Genomic DNA, 16,986 nt, shown 5'->3' with positions numbered 1-16,986 from the left:
GGATGCGCGACCGCATCCAGAGGACGAAACGCGGCAGGGGGTCAGGCCGAGTAGCCCTTCGGCGGGATCAGGGTGGCGAGCTGGTTGAAGGTGAGCCAGTAGATCTGGTTGCCGCCGAAGTTGGCCGGGTCGGCGATCTTCACCGTCATGTTGTCGCTGTTGTAGCCGATGACCGTGAAGTAGTGGTAGATCGTGTAGTTCGGGTAGCCCGGCGGGTGGTTGTTCGCCGGGGCGACGATGTTCGCGACGATCGCGTAACCCTTGTCGATGTCCAGCACGATGTCGCGCCACAGGAGGTCGCGCTGCGCCTGGGTCGGCGGGTCGTTCGGCATCTCCTTGGTCTCGTACCAGCCACCGGCGACGTGGTTGTTGAGGACGCGGGTGACCTGCCCGATCCAGTCGGTGCCGTTGGTACTGGTCGGGAGCTCGTTCGCGAGCTGCTGCTGGCTCGGCGGATTGCCGTTCTTGGCCGAGATGGCGATGCGGGTGGCAGCCGGGCCGCACCAGTACCCGGTCTCCTGGATCTGGTACTGGATGTTGAGCTCCGCGGCCGCCCTGACCCCTTCGACCTTGGCGGGCGGCGCCATCGACTTCACGAAGTCGGGCGCGGGTACGACGTACTCGCCTTGGGCGACGGCCGCCGCCGGAGCGGTGATCAGTGCGGACACCGCGAGCGCGGCGACGACCGCGGTCCTGAGTCGGCGCATGGTAATCCTTCCCCAGTTTCACTTTTGAATGGTGAATACCGAACATGATCTCCGGTCCCGCGGCTTTTGCCTACGGCGGCACCTGCGCTTTCCCCGTTCGGCCCACGACGAAAGTAGGATCGGATGAACGCTCCGGGGTCCATCGGGCAATAGCGATCGTGCAGGTGATGAAAGACGATCACGAGCAGGCCGGCACGCGCGGACTGGACAGGCCGGATCTCGGTGGCCCGGATCCCGCACCCGTCTTCGGCATGCTCTTCGACGCCCACGCGGCCCCGCTGCAGCGCTATCTCGCGCGCCGCGTCGGCACGGAGACCGCGCACGACCTCGTCGCCGAGACGTTCCTCGTGGCGCTCCGGCGACGCGAGACGTATCGCCCCGAGGCGGGCACGGCGCGTGCGTGGCTCTACGGCATCGCGACGAACCTGCTGCGCCACCACGTCCGCACGGAGACCAGGGCGCTCAAGGCGACGGCCAGGCTCGCGGCCGCCGACCAGACGGTCTCGGCCGGGCACGACGGCCGGGTCGCCGAGCGGGTCGACGCCCAGTCCCGCGCGGCCCAGCTGGCGGGAGCGCTGGCCGAACTGAGCGTCGCGGACCGCGACACCCTGCTGCTGGTCTCGTGGGCGGGGCTGGATCCCGGCGAGGTCGCCGAGGCACTGGGAATCCCCGCCGGGACGGTCAGATCACGGCTGCACCGGATCCGGAGATGGCTCCGCGCCAACGCACCGGAGTCCACAAAGGACGAACCAAGGAAAGAGGAGGAGGGCGAAAGTGCACGGCGGTAGCATCCGGAAGGTGTGGTCCGAGGCCGAACTCGACGAAGCGCTGGCCGAACTCCACGCCGAGCCGCGAACCCGGCAGGACGAACTTTCCCGCGCCAGGGCGGCGCTCCTGCGCGCCGCCGGCGATGTCGAGGACGAACTCCTCCCCGTGACCGCGCCCCCGGTGAAGAAGCGGCCGGGCTCGTGGCGGTGGATCGCCGCCGCGGCCGCCGCGGCGCTGGTGTCCGGCGGCGGGATCGTGGCGACGAACGGCTTCACCGTCGACGACGGCCCGGACCCCGCGGCCCACTCGACCGTCACCCAGGGCGAGGACCTCGAAGCCCTCCACGGCGACGACTTCCCGATCCGGGACGACCAGTTCCGGCTCGTCACCGAGTCCACGTGGACCACGCATGTCACCAAGACGGGGCTCGTCTACCAAACCCACGAGATCCTCGAACGATGGCTGCCGCCGCGCAGCTGGATGCCGATCAAGACGCGCTTCACCGGAACCGGCGAGATCCGCTGGGTCAAGGGCGACTACCAGACGGCCATGGCCCATGGCGAAACACTTCCGGGCCCGTCGTCCCACGTCACCCTGGCGCAGGCCCGGCCGCCGCGCACCACCACCACGGCACCGGTGCCTCCTCCGGTAGAGACCTCCGAGGCGCGGCCGTCCCGGGATCGGCTGCCGTCGGAAAGCGGGTGGACCGACCCGACCCCGGAGTTCCTTTCCGAACTGCCCGCCGACCCGACGAAGCTGTCCGAGCGGCTCCGCCGTGACGGCCTCTGGCCGGACGGCCGCTCACCGGAGCAGATGAACTCCACACCCGAGATGTTCGAGATGGCCTTCAAAGTGCTCCGTTCCTCCCAGGGCTTCGGCGCGCTGCGGGTGGCACTGTGCAAAGCGCTCGCGAGAATGCCCGGCGTCGACGTGGCGAGCGTGGTCACTCCCGGCGGACGGCCCGCGGTGTCCTTCACGATCGCGTTGCCGGACCAGACGCGCACGTTCGTCGTCGACAGGGCGACGGCCGCCGTCGTCGGGAACCGCGCCGTCCGGTCCAACGGCCAGGACGAGGGCTGGCCGGGGCTGACCTTGTTCGACACGTCGATCTCCGTGGTGATCACCGAGGACGGCGGTCCCAAGCCCAGCTAGCGCGCGTGCTTGGCGGCGTTGAGCGCGCTTCCGACGTCCGGGACCTCCAGCACCCTGATCCCGGGCGGGATCTTGCCGGAGTCCGGCGGCACCAGCGCGTAGGTGAAGCCGAGCCGGGCGGCCTCCGCGAGCCGCCGTCCGACGCTCGGCACCCGCCGGACCTCGCCCGACAGCCCGACCTCGCCCATCGCGACGAGCTTGGGCGAGAGCGGCGTGTCCCTCGCCGAGGAGATCAGGGCCAGCACCACCGCGAGGTCGATCCCGGGTTCGGTGATCTTCATGCCGCCGACCGTCGCCACGTAGACGTCCTTGTCGCCGACCTTGATGTTCGCCCGCTTCTCGACCACGGCCAGCACCATCGCGACACGTGCCGAATCGAGGCCGCTCACCGCGCGCCGGGGCTGCGGTGACTGGGTCGCCGACACGAGCGCCTGTACCTCGCCCAGCAGCGGCCGCTTGCCCTCCATGGTCACTGTGACCGCGGTGCCCGCGACCGGCTCCGCGGTGTGGCTGAGGAACAGCCCCGACGGATCCGGCACGCCGACGATGCCCTCCTCGACCAGCTCGAAACAGCCGATCTCGTCGGCGGCGCCGAACCGGTTCTTGATGCCGCGCAGCATCCGCAGCGTCGAATGCTTGTCGCCCTCGAACTGCAGGACCACGTCGACCAGGTGCTCCAGCACCCGCGGCCCGGCGACCGACCCGTCCTTGGTGACGTGGCCGACCAGCACGATCGGCAGCCCGCGCTCCTTGGCCAGCGCGACCAGCCCGGAGGTGACCGCGCGGACCTGGGTGACCCCGCCCGGCGCGCCCTCCACCTGCGGCGAGGCCATGGTCTGGACCGAGTCGACGATCAGCACCCCCGGCTTGACCGCGTCGACGTGCCCGAGGATCGCGGAGAGATCGCTCTCGGCCGCGAGGAACATCTCGTCATGGACGTTGCCGGTGCGCTCGGCGCGCAGGCGCACCTGCCCCGCCGACTCCTCGCCGGTGACGTAGAGCGCCCGGCCCGCGGTGGCCGCCCATTGGTAGGCGACCTCCAGCAGGAGGGTCGATTTGCCGACACCGGGCTCGCCCGCGAGCAGGATGACCGCACCCGGCACGAACCCGCCGCCGAGTACCCGGTCCAACTCGGAGACGCCGGTGGGCTTCGCGCGCGCCGTCTCGACGTCCACCTCGCCGATCGGGCGCGCCGGGGCGCTGGGCGCTCCCGCCGCGACCCTGGCTATCGCGGGACGGGCGTCGCCGCGTTCCTCGATGGTCCCCCACGCCTGACATTCCGGGCAGCGCCCGACCCACTTCGGCGCCTCGTACCCGCATTCACCGCAGCGGTAGGTGCTGCCTTTCTTGACCACCCCGCGAGGCTAGCGGCCACCACCGACAAACCCCGGCAACGACGGGCTGAAGGGGACTTTCACCGCATGAGACGCAGCGAAGGGGCCCTTCACCGCATGGCATGCGGTCATGACTTNCGCAGCGAAGGGTCGCTTCACCGCATGGCATGCGGTGAAGGGCCCCTTCGGCTCGGCTACGGAGACTTAGTGCCCGCCGCCCTTGGCTTCCTTCTCGGGCGCGGGCGCCCGGCTGCCCGGGTGCGACGGCGCCGCGACCGGCAGGTCCACCGTGATCGAGCCGGAGTTCTTGAAGACGAAGGTGACCTTGATGGTCTGGCCCGCCCACACCGGCTGCTTCAGCCCCTGCAGCTCGATCGTGGCCTTGCCCACCTGGTCCGGCGCGTTGGTCGTCTCCGGGCCCGCGGACGGCGTGACCGTCCCGGCGGAGCTCGACGACGGAGCACCGGAAGACGGGGCACCCGACGACGACGCCGGCGCGGAGGACGGGGCGCTCGTCGGGGCGACCTCCTTGGTCGACTCGACCGCGTCGGACGGGCCGATCACGAGCGCGTGGCTCGCGGCGACGACCTTGGACCCGGTGATCTTGGCGTCACCGGTGGCGGCTTCGGAGGAGACGGAGACGAGCTCGTCGTCCAGCTTGCCCTGGTTCACGATGGTCAGCGTCAGCGGCGCGGCGGAACCGGCCGGGTACGCCTGCCCCTCGGTCGGGAACTGGAGCGCGGCGTTCCGCAGCACCAGGTCCTTCGCCTGCGCGTACGTCCCGTTGACCGCGGGCTGCTGCGAGTCGGTCTGGGTGATCTGACCAGCACCGCAGCCGGCGAGCACGAGCGCGGCGCCGAGCGCCAGCACACCTGCGCCGAACACGCGACGATTCTGCAGCCTCACGTCGGAGTCCTTCCATCTCACGGCCTCTTCACCGCGAAGACTAGCCGGGCGCCTTCGCGGGCTAAGAACCCGGTGCGTGTTGACACCCCACCAATGCGGTGACGTGCCCAAGATCAACCGTCCACAAAGGATTTGGAAATCGTTCGCTTCTCACCAGCGTGAGCATGGGCGAATTGGGTTTGTCAACCCCCGGGCGGAGCACCGTCAGGCCGCTGACCTGCGACGACGATCGCAGGCCGCTAGGTGGGCCTCGTCGGCACGTGCTAAGATGAATTCAGCGAAAGGGGCAGAGGACACATGGTTTTCAAGGTCGGAGAGACCGTCGTCTACCCGCACCACGGTGCCGCACTCATCGAAGCCATCGAGACCCGCGTGATCAAGGGCGAGGAGAAGAAGTACCTCGTCCTCAAAGTCGCGCAAGGGGATCTTACGGTTCGCGTGCCCGCTGACAACGCCGAGATCGTCGGCGTTCGTGATGTCGTCGGGCAAGAAGGACTGGACAAGGTTTTCGACGTTCTGCGTGCTCCGCACACCGAAGAGCCCACCAACTGGTCTCGTCGGTACAAGGCCAACCTCGAGAAGCTCGCCTCCGGCGATGTGAACAAGGTGGCCGAAGTGGTGCGCGACCTCTGGCGGCGAGAGAAGGACCGCGGACTTTCAGCCGGCGAGAAGCGCATGCTGGCGAAGGCGCGGCAAATTCTGGTCAGCGAGCTGGCGCTCGCGGAGGGCACCGACGAGGACAAGGCTGAAGTCCTCCTCGACGAAGTTCTGGAAACCGCGACAGTCTGAACCGGCGGGTGTCCCACGCCAGGTGAGGCTGCGGGGGATACCTCTACGATCGCGCACATATGAGCACCGTCCATATGAGCACAATCGCGTTCGTCACTGTCGTTCGGCACCATGCCTCCGACGCGGAGCTCGCTCTCGCGCCGGTCAATGGTGAAGCGCTACTCACGCACACTGTGCGGGGGCTGCTCGCTCTGCCGGATCTCGATCTGGTGGTCGTAGCGGCCCCCGAGCGGTGTGCTGATTTGTTTTCGGCCGCTTTGTGCGGCTTCGAGGAGCGTTGCCGGATAGTACCCGGCGCGTCACTGGAGCATGCTTTCGACACCGTCGAAAAAGAGATCACCGGGAATCCGGTCTTCCTCGTGCACGACGCCTTGCGTGCCTTCACCCCCGCGGACACGTTCCGTGCCGTCGCGGAGGCGGTCCGTGCGGGCTCGCCTTTCGTGGTCTCGGTACTTCCGATGGCGGACACCGTGAAGGTGACCGACGCGGCGAAGGTGATCACAGGCACCGAAGACCGCGCATACCTGCGCACGGCCCAAACCCCGCTCGGCTTCACCCGTGAGACTTTTCTCTCGTATGCCGCCGAGCCGTCTCTCGACGGCGCGCGCACCGTCCCGGGGCACCCCGACGCGATGCGCGTCACCAACGCGTTCGAACTGAAACTGGCCGAGGCGATCGCGGTGGCCGGGGCAGCAGAGGAAGTGCTGTGATCCGCGCGGGGCGCCCCTCCCCGATTCCCGAGGTAAGTCGCTAACGTGCGCCCTGGCGACGCGATCACGGTCGCGCGCAACCGGCGAAGAAAGAGGAAACCCTGTGAGGATCGGCAACGGCGTCGACGTCCACCCCGTCGAGGCGGGCCGCGAATGCTGGATCGCCGGTCTCCTCTGGCCCGGCGTCGACGGTTGCGCGGGCCATTCCGACGGCGACGTCGCGGCGCACGCGTTGTGCGACGCGCTCCTGTCCGCGGCCGGGCTCGGTGACCTCGGCGCGGTGTTCGGCACCGGCGACCCGCGCTGGGCGGGCAAGCACGGCGTCGAGTTCCTCGCGGAGGCGCGGCGCCTGGTCGAGGCGGGCGGTTGGACCGTCGGGAACGCGACCGTCCAGATCGTGGGCAACGCGCCACGTGTCGGAAAGCGCCGCGAAGAGGCCCAGAAGGTGCTGAGCGAGGCCGTCGGCGGGCCGGTGAGCGTGTCCGGGACGACGACCGACGGGCTCGGCTTGACCGGACGCGGCGAGGGCATCGCGGCGTTCGCGACGGCGCTGCTCCTGCCCTCGCAGGAATAGCCGCCGCCGGGAGCCGGTTCGGGCTGTCATGGCAGTCACACTTCCCGAACCGGTCCGCGAACTGGTGGACGGCAAGAACTTCGCGACCGTGGCCACGCTGGACGCCGACGGCGGCCCGCAGACCTCGGTCATCTGGGTGGGCCTCGACGACGGCGATCTGGTCTTCAGCGCCACCGAAGACCGGCTGAAGGTGCGAAACCTGCGTCGCGATCCTCGCGCGAGCGTGTCGATCACCGACGCGGAGAACCCGTACCGGCACACGCAACTCCGCGGCACGGTCACGATCACCCCGGATCCGGGGAAGACGTTGCCGAAGACGCTCAGCCACAAGTACCTCGGCCAGGACCCGCCGCCGGAGGGCCCGGAGGTCGAGCGGGTGATCGTGCGCCTGCGGGTGGACAGGATCGCCGGGAACGTCCGGTGATTAGGCTTCCCGCCATGGGTGTGACCTTCAACGACGCGACCAAGAAACTCCTAGACGGCAACAACTTCCCGGTGCTGGCGACCATCAACGCCGACGGCTCCGCGCAGACGTCCGTGCTGTGGGCGAGGCGGGACGGCGACACGGTGATCTTCGCGACCGTCCGCGGCCGTCTCAAGGAGCGGAACATGGCCAGGGACCCGCGGGTGTCCGTCTCGGTCTTCGACCAGGAGAACCCGTACGACTACGTCGAGATCCGCGGCACCGTGGAGATGACCGACGAGGGCGGGCGCGAGCTGATCAACGAGCTCTCGCACAAGTACCTCGGCAAGGACTACCCGGAGGAACCGGCGGACGTCGTCCGCGTGCTGGTCCGGATCACGCCGACCAAGATCACCGGCAACGCCGCCTGAAGCTGAGATGAAAGGCCCCTTCATCGCAGATTCTGCGATCAGCAGCAGTTCGACGCGCCCTCGCGCTGAGGCCTAACTTCGCGCCGGCCGCGTTCACCCACNCCTTCATCGCAGATTCTGCGATGAAGGGGCCTTTCATCTCACACGGGAGGGCGGCAGGCACCCCACGATCGTGGCTAATGTGGAGCCCGTGACCTTTCGCGCTGTGTTGTTCGACTTCTCCGGCACGGTCTTCCGCCTCGAACAGGACGAGACCTGGCTCGCCGACCTCACCGACCACGAGGGCGAGCGGCTCGACATCGAGGCCCAGACCGAACTGATGCGCCGGATGACCGCGCCGGTCGGCCAGGTCGTCGATCTCGACGAGGAGCACCTGCACGCCTGGAACCACCGCGACCGCGACCCGGTACTGCACCGGAAGGTGTACCTCGAGGTCCTCAAGCAGTCCGGGGTGCCGCACGCCGACCAGGCGGTCGCGCTCTACACCCGGCTGATCGATCCCACCCAGTGGACGCCGTACCCGGACACCGAGGCCGTCCTCAAGGGCGTCTCCGGCAAGGGCGTGAAGCTCGGGGTGCTGAGCAACATCGCCTTCGACATCCGGCCCGCCTTCGGCCGCCGTGGCTGGGACGCCTACGTCGACGAGTTCGTCCTGTCGTTCGAGGTCGGAGCGGTGAAGCCGGAGCCGGAGATCTTCCGCGCCGCCGTCGAGCGGCTCGGGGTCGAACCGGCGGAAACGCTCATGGTCGGCGACAGCGAGGAGGCCGACGGCGCCGCACGCGAGATCGGCTGCGCGTTCGCGCTGGTAGAGCCACTGCCGACGACCGAGCGGCCGGACGCCCTGCTCACCGTCATGCGCACCCATAACGTGCTGTAATACGGTCACTGCGACACCGCTCACGCCGACCCCGTACCCTTTTAGGGTGGCACTACACCTCTATGACACGGCGACCCGGAGCGTGCGGGAATTCCATCCCGCCCGTAGCGGAACGGCGTCCATGTACGTGTGTGGTGCCACCGTGCAGGGTGTTCCCCACATCGGCCACGTCCGCGGCGCGCTGAACTACGACGTCCTGCGCCGCTGGCTCGTCCACAGTGGACTCGACGTGCTGATGGTCCGCAACGTCACCGACATCGACGACAAGATCCTCACCAAGGCCGCCACGGCGGGTCGTCCCTGGTGGGAGTGGGCGGCCACGCACGAGCGCGCCTTCGAGTCTGCGTACGAGGCGCTGGGCTGCTTGCCGCCTTCGATCGCCCCTCGGGCGACAGGGCATGTCACGCAGATGGTCGAGCTGATGCAACGGCTGATCGACGGCGGGCACGCGTACGCCTCGGGCGGCGACGTGTACTTCTCGGTCAAGGCGTTCGACGGCTACGGCGATCTCTCCGGCCAGAAGCTCGACGAGGTCCAGCAGGGCGAGAGCCTCGGCGAGGGCAAGCGAGACGCGCGCGACTTCACGCTGTGGAAGGCCGCGAAGCCGGGCGAGCCGTCATGGCCGACGCCGTGGGGCTCCGGCCGTCCCGGCTGGCACCTCGAATGCTCGGCGATGGCGACGGCGTACCTCGGCGCGGAGTTCGACATCCACGGCGGCGGCGTCGACCTGGTGTTCCCGCACCACGAGAACGAGCGCGCCCAGTCGAACGCGGCGGGTGACCCGTTCGCGCGGTTCTGGCTGCACAACGCCTGGGTGACCATGTCCGGCGAGAAGATGTCGAAGTCGCTGGGCAACACGGTCTCCATCCCGGAGATGCTCAAGGACCACCGGGCGCCCGAACTGCGGTACTACCTGGTCCAGCCGCACTACCGGTCGACGATCGAGTACTCCCCGGGCGCGCTCACCGAGGCGGCGCAGGGCTACCGGCGGATCGAGCAGTTCCTCCGCCGGGCCGCGAGCAGCGCCGGCTCCGTGCACCTCGGCGAGATCCCGGACGGGTTCGCCGCCGCTCTCGACGACGACCTGGCCACTCCACAGGCGTTCGCAGTGCTGCACAACACCGTCCGCGACGGTAACGCCGCCCTCGACGCGGCCGACAATTCCAAGGCACTCGAAGTCGCCGCCTCCGTGCGCGCGATGACCGACGTGCTCGGCCTCGACCCGCTCTCCGCGCGCTGGTCCGAGGCGGGCGGCGATGAGACGCCCACCCGGCAGGCGCTGTCCGAACTCGTGGAAGGGCTGCTCACCGAACGGCAGCAGGCCCGCGCCGAGAAGGACTTCGCCCGTGCGGACGCCGCGCGTGACCGCCTCCAGCAGGCGGGCATCGTGGTGGAGGACACCCCGAACGGTCCACAGTGGACCGTCAAGGAAGTCTGACACTTACTCGGTTTCTAGCTCAAGGATTCTCACTGATGGCAGGCAACTCCCGGCGCCAGGGCGCTATTCGCAAGCCCGGCACGAAGAAGGGTCAGGTCGTCGGCTCCGGCGGCCAGCGCCGGAAGGGCCTCGAAGGCAAGGGCCCGACGCCCAAGGCCGAGGACCGGCCCGGCCACAAGGCGTACCGGATGGCCAACGCGCGTGACCGCAAGGACCAGGCGCGGCAGAAGAAGGCCGACAAGCCGGAGCTGATCGCCGGGCGCAACCCGGTGGTCGAGGCGCTGCGCGCCGACGTGCCGGCCACCGCGCTGTACGTCGCGATCAACATCGAGATCGACGACCGCGTGAACGAGGCCGTCCGGCTCGCCGGCGACAAGGGCATCTCGATCCTGGAGATCCCGCGCGAGGAACTCGACCGCAAGACCAACCGGGCCATGCACCAGGGCCTCGGCCTGCAGGTCCCGCCGTTCGTCTACGCCGACCCGCGCGACCTGATGGCCGTGGCGAAGGACTCGGGGCAGACCCCGCTGTTCGTCGCGCTCGACGGCGTCACCGACCCACGCAACCTCGGCGCGGTGATCCGCTCGGCCGCCGCGTTCGGCGCGCAGGGGGTCCTCCTGCCGGAGCGGCGCAGCGCGGGCATGACCGCGGTCGCGTGGCGGACGTCCGCCGGCACCGCGGCCAAGCTGCCGATCGCCGTCGCGACCAACCTGACCCGTCAGCTGAAGGCGTGGAAGGACGACGGCCTGATGGTCGTCGGCCTCGACGCGGACGGCTCGGTGGACATCGACGAGCTCGACCTCGCGGCGGATCCGCTGGTCATCGTGCTCGGCTCGGAAGGCCGCGGCCTGTCCCGGCTGGTGCGTGAGACCTGCGACGCGACCGTGTCGATCCCGATGGCGGCGGGCGTCGAGTCGCTCAACGCGTCGGTCGCTGCCGGGGTGCTGCTGGCCGAGGTGGCGCGCCGCCGTCGGCTCGCGGGACGTGTCTGACCCCGCACTTCGTCACACGGTGCGGGGTGCGGTGACTCTTGGTGAACCCGCGTCCGCGATCGACGTCGGCAGGGCGCGGCCCGGTGCTCCACCTCGGGGTCGGTGTCAGGGGCGCCCTGTCACCGCGATAGCGGGGCCTTCGGCCGGGCGGGTTCACGAGTGTGGTCACTTTTCCGGGCCATCTCAGCTCCGCCACCAGGCGCGCAGGTTAGGGTCACCAGCGGATAACGCGTAACCGCCCTGGGGGACCCCGCACCGATGTCGTTCATTTCACCGCTGTTCCTGTGGTACTTCATGCCGGCGGTCCTGCTCGCCGTACTGGTGTGCCCGCGCAGCTGGCGGAACGGCATCGTCGCGGTCGGCAGCCTGATCTTCTACGCCACCGGCGCCGGGCCGTACACGCTGGTCCTGCTCGGCTGCATGGTGGTCAACTTCCTGGCCGGGCCCGCGCTGGAGCCGAACGCGTGGGATCTGCAGAACAAACGGCGCAAGCGGCTGCTGCTCGGGGTCATCGGCCTCAACGTCGGCATGCTGCTGATCTGGAAGTACGCGGGGTTCGCGACGCAGCAGATCGCGGCCGTGACGCACTGGTTCGGCGGCGGTTTCCCGGTGGCCGACCTGGTCATCCCGATTGGCATCTCGTTCTACACGTTCCACCACATCTCCTACGTGGTGGACATCTACCGCGGTGAACGCCGCGCGCTGCGCGACCCGGTGTCGTTCGCCGCGTACATCGCGATGTTCCCGCAGCTGGTGGCCGGGCCGATCGTGCGGTTCCGGGAGATCGCCGACCAGCTGCCGCAGCAGCGGTCCCACCGCCTCGACGACATCGCCGCCGGTTTCCCGCGGTTCGCCCTCGGGTTGTGCAAGAAGACGATCATCGCGGACTCGCTCAGCCCGATGGTGGACGCCTGCTTCAACACGCCACCCGACCAGATGACCTTCGCGATCGCCTGGCTCGGCGCGATCGGATACACGCTTCAGCTGTTCTTCGACTTCTCCGGGTACTCAGACATGGCGATCGGGCTCGGGCGCATGCTCGGCTTCCGGCTGCCGGAGAACTTCGCGAGACCGTACTCGTCGGTGACCATCACGGAGTTCTGGCGGCGCTGGCACATGTCGCTGTCGCGCTGGTTCCGCGACTACGTCTACATCCCGCTGGGCGGCAACCGCGCCGGCGCCGGGCATACGTACCGGAACCTGTGCATCGTGTTCGTGCTGACCGGGTTCTGGCACGGCGCGCAGTGGACGTTCCTGATCTGGGGCATCTACCACGGCGCGCTCCTGATCGTGGAACGCGCTTTCGGCTACGACGTCACCCCCAAGTCGCAGGCCGCCCGCATCGGCCGCCGCGCGCTGACGCTCGTGCTCGTGGTGTTCGGCTGGGTGTTCTTCCGCGCCAAGGACCTGCCGCACGCGCTCGGCATGATCGGGCACATGGTGCTGCCGGACTTCACGGGTCTCACCGACGTCGTCGAGAGCGCGGTGACCAACCAGCGGCTGGTCATCCTGCTGTGCGCGCTGGCGATCGTGTTCCTGCCCGCGCATCCGGTGACCGGGCCGCTGCTGGAGTCCTCACGGAGCCGCCCCGCGACGGCGCTGCGGATCGGCGTCATGACCGTCGGGCTGGTGTACGCGGCCATCCTGATCGCGACCGGGACGTTCAGCCCGTTCCTCTACTACCAGTTCTGAGGGAGCCCGATAATGACCGACCTGGCCGCTCAGCCCGGCGTGATCCCGTACGTCGACAACCACGACGGCCCACGCCGCCTGCTCACCGTCGAACTGCGTCCGTTCCCCTCCAGCTCTGTGCCGTACGCCCCTATCGTGAGCATCGACGGCAGGCAGTTCGTGGTCTCCTGGGGTGCGGTCACGTTCGAGATCCCCGCCGATCGGAACGTGCACGTCAGCGCGCATCTGCACACCAACTACGGATCACAGGCCGCCGCGACGCCCTTTGCCTCGATCGTCCTGGCTCCCCATCCGGAGCCGGTCCGGCTGACCGCCCAGTTCACCGGTTCCGGTGGTTCGATGTTCCCGGTCGGCTAGCTTGGCCGCATGACCGGCGACTGGAAGCGGGAGCTGCCTCAGGACAATGGACCGTTGAACCTCAGGCAAATCTTTTCGACAGTCTGAGCCATCTTGATCGCATCTCCGGTGGACTGGTGCACGTTGACCTTGATCGGCTCCATTCCCGGCACTATCTCAATACAAAGAGCGTAGTCGGCAACCTTGCCCCGATGACCGTCTTTGACCGACATTGTCGTACTGCTGTGAATTTGCAGATGCCCGCCAGCTGAGGCTTTCTGCCGTCTCCCCAAACCTCGGACGTACTCGTCGAAATGCGCCAGAATGTTCCGCGCCTCCCTGACCCAAGGCTGCTTGGAGTCGAACTCCGCCACAACCTGATCCACCTCTACCGCCAGCTCCCCTGGCATGTACGAGCCCAGCAGGACGGCCGTGGACCTAAGCTGATTCAGCGCGAATGAGAACAAGATCGCATCGGCCCGCAATTGCAGCACGACATCCAGGGAAACAAACTCCTCAAACGTATCGGACCGGACGTCTTCCTCCGCCGTCCGGATGATCCGGTTCCACTGCGTGTCCACCGCCTTGAGCCAAGTTTTCAGATGAAGATGCGCTTGAAAGTACGACTCCGTGGCAATATCTGCTTTCTGCACCATCGGTCAAGCATCGACCGCACCGATCACCTTCTCAAGAGAATTTCGGGATCGACGACACAACCCTACGGCTTCCCGGCGTGTCGAGCGGAGATCGACAGGCTGCGTGCCGCGTCGAGTACGAGCTGGGCGAATTCCTTGCCGCGCACCATCGGCAGGTAGTGCCCGGCTTTCGGCACGGAGACGAGCCGTCCGTCCGCGCAGGCGTCGAGAAAGCGGTGTTCGTGGCGGCGGAAGTGGTCGCGCGAGCCGTTGATGAGCCAGGTGGGGCCCTGGTAGGCCGAGAGTTCCGCCAGCACGTCGAATTCCGCGAAGGCCTTGGCGACGTCCGGGATGACCTCTGTCGCGATGCCGCCGCCGATCACCGCTTCGGCGACTTTCGGCGGCAGGGCGCTCCGGAATTGCCACCGGCTCAACCGTTCGCCCTGGTCCGGCAGCCGCATGAGCAAGCGGTGCGCTGCGCGGAACGGAGTCTCCAGTGCCCGGCCGGGCAGGAAGGTCGAGCCCGCGACGACGAGGCCGGCCACGCGCTCCGGATACCGTGCGGCCGCGGCGATGGCGGCATATCCACCGAGGGAGTGCCCGACGACCAGCGCGGGTTCGTCGACGGCTTCGGCGATCACGTCCGCCGCGTCGTCCAGGGTGAACCGCTCTCCCCGGCGGGTGCCGTGGCCTGGGAGGTCGACTGCTTTCGCGGCCTGTCCGAGCAGTTCGAGTTGCTCGGTCCAGGCGGCGCCGCTGAGCCGGATGCCGTGGACGAAGACGAGGGGAACCATGGACTACCTCCTGAATGCAACGCACCGTTGCGTCGCAAACTACGCCCGCTCACCGCGCAACGCAACGGTGCGTTGTATTGTGCTCCGGTGAGTACCCGGAAGGGCCCGCGCAAGGCCGAGGCGATCTTCGCCGCCACCCTCGGACTTCTGGCCGAGCACGGCTACGACCAGCTCGCCATCGAGGCCGTCGCCGCCCGGTCCGGCGTCAACAAGACGACGTTGTACCGGTGGTGGCCGTCGAAGGACGCGCTCCTGGCCGCCGCGCTGCGCGATTCGGGTCTGTTCGCCGTCGACGTCCCCGACACCGGCAGCCTGCGCGGCGATCTTCTCGCCGTGGCAACGCAAATCCACCGGCTGCTGACCTCGGAGCGCACCGCACCGATCGTCACGGCGACCTTGACCGCGAGCCCCCGGCGCCCCGAACTCCGTGACGTGGCACGGAGTTTCTTCGCCGACCGCATGGCACGCGAAGAGCCGATCTTCGAACGCGCCACCGCGAGGGGCGAACTGCGCGCCGGCGTCGAGGCGGTTCTGGTGATGGATCTGCTCGCGGGAGCGATCTGGTTCCGGCTGCTGCTGCGCGGCGGCGAAGCCGGTCCGAAATTTCTCGAAGAGGTCGTCGACACGGTATTGGGCGGTGCCGCGTGAAAATCGCACTGAAGATCGAATCCGAGCGGCTCGAAGATTATCTCGCCGCCGACGCGATCGTCGATCACGATCACCCACTGATCCGCGTAACGGCTGACGGACTGTCGCCGACCGGCGGCACCGAAGTCGACGTGATTCGTTCGATGTTTCACTTCGTACGCGACGAGATCGCCCATACGGTGGACGCCGCCGATTCCCGCGTCACTCTTATGGCCTCCGAGGTTCTGCGCGAGGGAGTCGGGCTCTGCTACGCGAAGGCCCATCTGCTGGCTGCTTTGCTTCGCAGCCAAGGCATCCCGGCCGGGTTCTGCTATCAGCGGATCGGCGTTCTGCACGGGCTCAACGGCGTGTACCTCGCAGGCCTGGACCGGTGGATCCGGCTCGACCCCAGAGGCAACAAAAATGGTGCGGACGCGCATTTTCTGCTGGAAGATGAGCGGCTCGCGTGGACACTGGACCCGAGCAAGGGCGAGATCGACTTCCCCACGGTGTACTCCGCACCGTCTTCGGCAGTCGTCGAAACCTTGTCGTCGGCGAAGCCCGGGCCCGCGTGGTACGAAGGAATCCTTCCGCACGCTCCGTGAGTGGTTTTTCCGCGAACCGGCGAAACCTGCGATGTGAAACCGGCATCGCCGAGCGTCACCTTCGTTGTCGGGCGCTTTCCCCCGAATTTCTTATTTCGGCCTGGTCACGATGCGCGTAGAGTAACTCCCCGCACTCAAACAGATACGCACTGCGTTCGTCCGTTCGAGTGCTGATCAAGGAGGTGACCTTCGTGCCCGCGGAAGCCGATCGGCTCCGCCGTACCCCGTTGCAAGAGATCTTCTGGACCAGGACGAGTCTGCTGCTCACCGTACTGGTCGTCGTCGCGGGCCTCAGCCTGTGGATCTCCAGCATGATGGATCCCGGCGCCGGCAAGACGCTGCTCACCTCACTGGGCACCGGCACCCTGATCTCCGCGGTGGTCGGCTTCGGCCAGACCCTGATCACCGCCACCGCGTCACAGCGCGCGATGGTGACCCCGGTGATCGAGGAAAGCCGCCGGGCGCTGGAAGCGCTCAGCGCCGAATACCGTTCGCTCAACAAGGAATTCTTCCCCACCCACGTCTTCGAGGCGACCACCGATCCGGATCCGTTGTTCAACCGGGTCATGACCGAAGACCTCGACGTGACCAGGCACTACTTCTTCCGCGGGTTCTCCGGTAGGCACGCCGCGGCCCGATTGCTGTTGTCCCGCACCGAAAGGGAGCTTCGCGTGGTCATCGCCGACCCACGCGACGAGGGCGCGATCGGCGGCAGGGCGCGCTATCTCCTGCGCAGCGAAGAAGCGGGAATGGACTACGAGACGATCCGGAAGCGGCTCAACGACGAGATCAGCATCGGCCTCGTCGGGCTGTTCCTGGCGCGCAGCCGGTGCTCGCTGGTGGACATCACCGTCGTCGCCGATCCGCCACTGGACCGCCTCGAAGTGTTCGACGAGAGCGTTTGGGTGACCTTGTACAGCGACATCCGCGGCGCGACCACGTTGTATCCGCGCACGCTGCGGTTCAGCGAAGGTTCGTTCCTGTACAACAAGGAACGCTCCGAGTTCCTGCGCGTGTCCCAGTCCCGCTCCGGACGGCACTTCCACATCTCGACCACGACGACGAGGGCGGATTTCCTGGCCCTGTACGAAAAGATCACCGGCTCTCCCCTATCCGAAGAGAACTTCCTCGAACTGGAAGGGAAATTCCACACCTTCCGGAAGGAGTTCACCACACTCGCCGAGTTGAACCACTGACCTCTCGGCGTCGCACGGCA

Annotated in this window: 20 protein-coding genes; 15 read left to right on the top strand and 5 right to left on the bottom strand. The window is 67.9% G+C overall.

Annotated elements, in window-relative coordinates; genetic code table 11:
* Window positions 1-41: 41 nt before the first annotated feature.
* Entirely contained in the window at window positions 42-707 is a 666-nt protein-coding gene (locus LCL61_RS08675) for a C39 family peptidase (protein ID WP_340686350.1), read from the bottom strand.
* Between the two features lie 158 nt (window positions 708-865).
* Between LCL61_RS08675 and LCL61_RS08670 the strand changes: the two genes are divergently transcribed.
* Both LCL61_RS08670 and LCL61_RS08665 read left to right on the top strand, forming a co-directional pair.
* Window positions 866-1,495: an RNA polymerase sigma factor gene (locus LCL61_RS08670; protein WP_340686349.1), complete on the top strand. Its 630-nt coding sequence runs from the start codon at window positions 866-868 to the stop codon at window positions 1,493-1,495.
* Window positions 1,482-2,627 carry a CU044_5270 family protein gene (locus LCL61_RS08665; protein WP_340686348.1) on the top strand — a complete coding sequence of 382 codons (1,146 nt, stop codon included), beginning with the start codon at window positions 1,482-1,484 and terminating at the stop codon, window positions 2,625-2,627. Before LCL61_RS08670 ends, LCL61_RS08665 begins: the two co-directional genes overlap by 14 nt.
* Here LCL61_RS08665 and radA read toward each other — a convergent pair.
* Together radA and LCL61_RS08655 are read right to left on the bottom strand one after the other, a co-directional pair.
* Window positions 2,624-3,982: a DNA repair protein RadA gene (gene radA, locus LCL61_RS08660; RefSeq protein ID WP_034310209.1), complete on the bottom strand. Its 1,359-nt coding sequence runs from the start codon at window positions 3,980-3,982 to the stop codon at window positions 2,624-2,626. The two genes, LCL61_RS08665 and radA, sit on opposite strands and share 4 nt — an antisense overlap.
* A 183-nt stretch (window positions 3,983-4,165) precedes the next feature.
* A complete protein-coding gene (locus LCL61_RS08655) occupies window positions 4,166-4,867 on the bottom strand; it encodes a hypothetical protein (protein ID WP_340686347.1) in 702 nt (233 codons plus the stop codon).
* A 297-nt stretch (window positions 4,868-5,164) separates the two neighbouring features.
* Between LCL61_RS08655 and LCL61_RS08650 the strand changes: the two genes are divergently transcribed.
* From LCL61_RS08650 to LCL61_RS08605, 10 genes are all read left to right on the top strand, one after another.
* Window positions 5,165-5,656, top strand: a complete 492-nt coding sequence (locus LCL61_RS08650; RefSeq protein ID WP_004559016.1) for a CarD family transcriptional regulator — start codon at window positions 5,165-5,167, stop codon at window positions 5,654-5,656.
* A gap of 74 nt (window positions 5,657-5,730) precedes the next feature.
* The gene (locus LCL61_RS08645; protein WP_340686346.1) at window positions 5,731-6,366 is read left to right on the top strand and encodes an IspD/TarI family cytidylyltransferase; all 636 of its coding nucleotides are present in this window, start codon (window positions 5,731-5,733) and stop codon (window positions 6,364-6,366) included.
* A gap of 103 nt (window positions 6,367-6,469) precedes the next feature.
* The gene (gene ispF / locus LCL61_RS08640; protein WP_034310203.1) at window positions 6,470-6,940 is read left to right on the top strand and encodes a 2-C-methyl-D-erythritol 2,4-cyclodiphosphate synthase; all 471 of its coding nucleotides are present in this window, start codon (window positions 6,470-6,472) and stop codon (window positions 6,938-6,940) included.
* Between the two features lie 28 nt (window positions 6,941-6,968).
* Window positions 6,969-7,364 carry a PPOX class F420-dependent oxidoreductase gene (locus tag LCL61_RS08635; protein WP_101611016.1) on the top strand — a complete coding sequence of 132 codons (396 nt, stop codon included), beginning with the start codon at window positions 6,969-6,971 and terminating at the stop codon, window positions 7,362-7,364.
* 14 nt (window positions 7,365-7,378) lie between these two features.
* The gene (locus LCL61_RS08630) at window positions 7,379-7,774 is read left to right on the top strand and encodes a PPOX class F420-dependent oxidoreductase (protein WP_340686345.1); all 396 of its coding nucleotides are present in this window, start codon (window positions 7,379-7,381) and stop codon (window positions 7,772-7,774) included.
* A gap of 190 nt (window positions 7,775-7,964) precedes the next feature.
* Window positions 7,965-8,651 carry an HAD family hydrolase gene (locus LCL61_RS08625; RefSeq protein WP_340686344.1) on the top strand — a complete coding sequence of 229 codons (687 nt, stop codon included), beginning with the start codon at window positions 7,965-7,967 and terminating at the stop codon, window positions 8,649-8,651.
* 46 nt (window positions 8,652-8,697) lie between these two features.
* The gene (gene cysS / locus LCL61_RS08620; RefSeq protein WP_340686343.1) at window positions 8,698-10,089 is read left to right on the top strand and encodes a cysteine--tRNA ligase; all 1,392 of its coding nucleotides are present in this window, start codon (window positions 8,698-8,700) and stop codon (window positions 10,087-10,089) included.
* 35 nt (window positions 10,090-10,124) lie between these two features.
* Window positions 10,125-11,081, top strand: coding sequence for a 23S rRNA (guanosine(2251)-2'-O)-methyltransferase RlmB (gene rlmB / locus LCL61_RS08615; RefSeq protein WP_034310192.1), 957 nt, complete (start codon window positions 10,125-10,127; stop codon window positions 11,079-11,081).
* A 258-nt stretch (window positions 11,082-11,339) separates the two neighbouring features.
* On the top strand, window positions 11,340-12,773 hold the full coding sequence (locus LCL61_RS08610; protein WP_340686342.1) for an MBOAT family protein: 1,434 nt from the start codon (window positions 11,340-11,342) through the stop codon (window positions 12,771-12,773).
* Window positions 12,774-12,785: 12 nt separating this feature from the next.
* Window positions 12,786-13,130, top strand: coding sequence for a hypothetical protein (locus LCL61_RS08605; protein ID WP_340686341.1), 345 nt, complete (start codon window positions 12,786-12,788; stop codon window positions 13,128-13,130).
* A 38-nt stretch (window positions 13,131-13,168) separates the two neighbouring features.
* Here LCL61_RS08605 and LCL61_RS08600 read toward each other — a convergent pair whose 3' ends face one another.
* Window positions 13,169-13,765 (bottom strand): hypothetical protein, encoded by a 597-nt coding sequence (locus LCL61_RS08600; protein ID WP_340686340.1) that lies wholly within the window; start codon window positions 13,763-13,765, stop codon window positions 13,169-13,171.
* Between the two features lie 62 nt (window positions 13,766-13,827).
* Window positions 13,828-14,538 carry an alpha/beta hydrolase gene (locus LCL61_RS08595; protein ID WP_340686339.1) on the bottom strand — a complete coding sequence of 237 codons (711 nt, stop codon included), beginning with the start codon at window positions 14,536-14,538 and terminating at the stop codon, window positions 13,828-13,830.
* 87 nt (window positions 14,539-14,625) lie between these two features.
* Between LCL61_RS08595 and LCL61_RS08590 the strand changes: the two genes are divergently transcribed.
* The 3 genes from LCL61_RS08590 to LCL61_RS08580 all read left to right on the top strand — a co-directional run bounded on the left by LCL61_RS08590 (window position 14,626) and on the right by LCL61_RS08580 (window position 16,966).
* Window positions 14,626-15,186, top strand: coding sequence for a TetR/AcrR family transcriptional regulator (locus LCL61_RS08590; RefSeq protein WP_340686338.1), 561 nt, complete (start codon window positions 14,626-14,628; stop codon window positions 15,184-15,186).
* The gene (locus LCL61_RS08585; RefSeq protein ID WP_340686337.1) at window positions 15,183-15,770 is read left to right on the top strand and encodes a transglutaminase-like domain-containing protein; all 588 of its coding nucleotides are present in this window, start codon (window positions 15,183-15,185) and stop codon (window positions 15,768-15,770) included. Before LCL61_RS08590 ends, LCL61_RS08585 begins: the two co-directional genes overlap by 4 nt.
* 149 nt (window positions 15,771-15,919) lie before the next feature.
* Window positions 15,920-16,966, top strand: a complete 1,047-nt coding sequence (locus LCL61_RS08580; RefSeq protein WP_340688531.1) for a hypothetical protein — start codon at window positions 15,920-15,922, stop codon at window positions 16,964-16,966.
* Window positions 16,967-16,986: the final 20 nt, after the last annotated feature.

The sequence above is a fragment of the Amycolatopsis coloradensis genome (genome assembly GCF_037997115.1).
GTDB lineage: Bacteria > Actinomycetota > Actinomycetes > Mycobacteriales > Pseudonocardiaceae > Amycolatopsis > Amycolatopsis coloradensis_A.
Note: the sequence above shows the minus strand (reverse complement) of the source record. Positions and strands in the feature narration are given on the sequence as shown.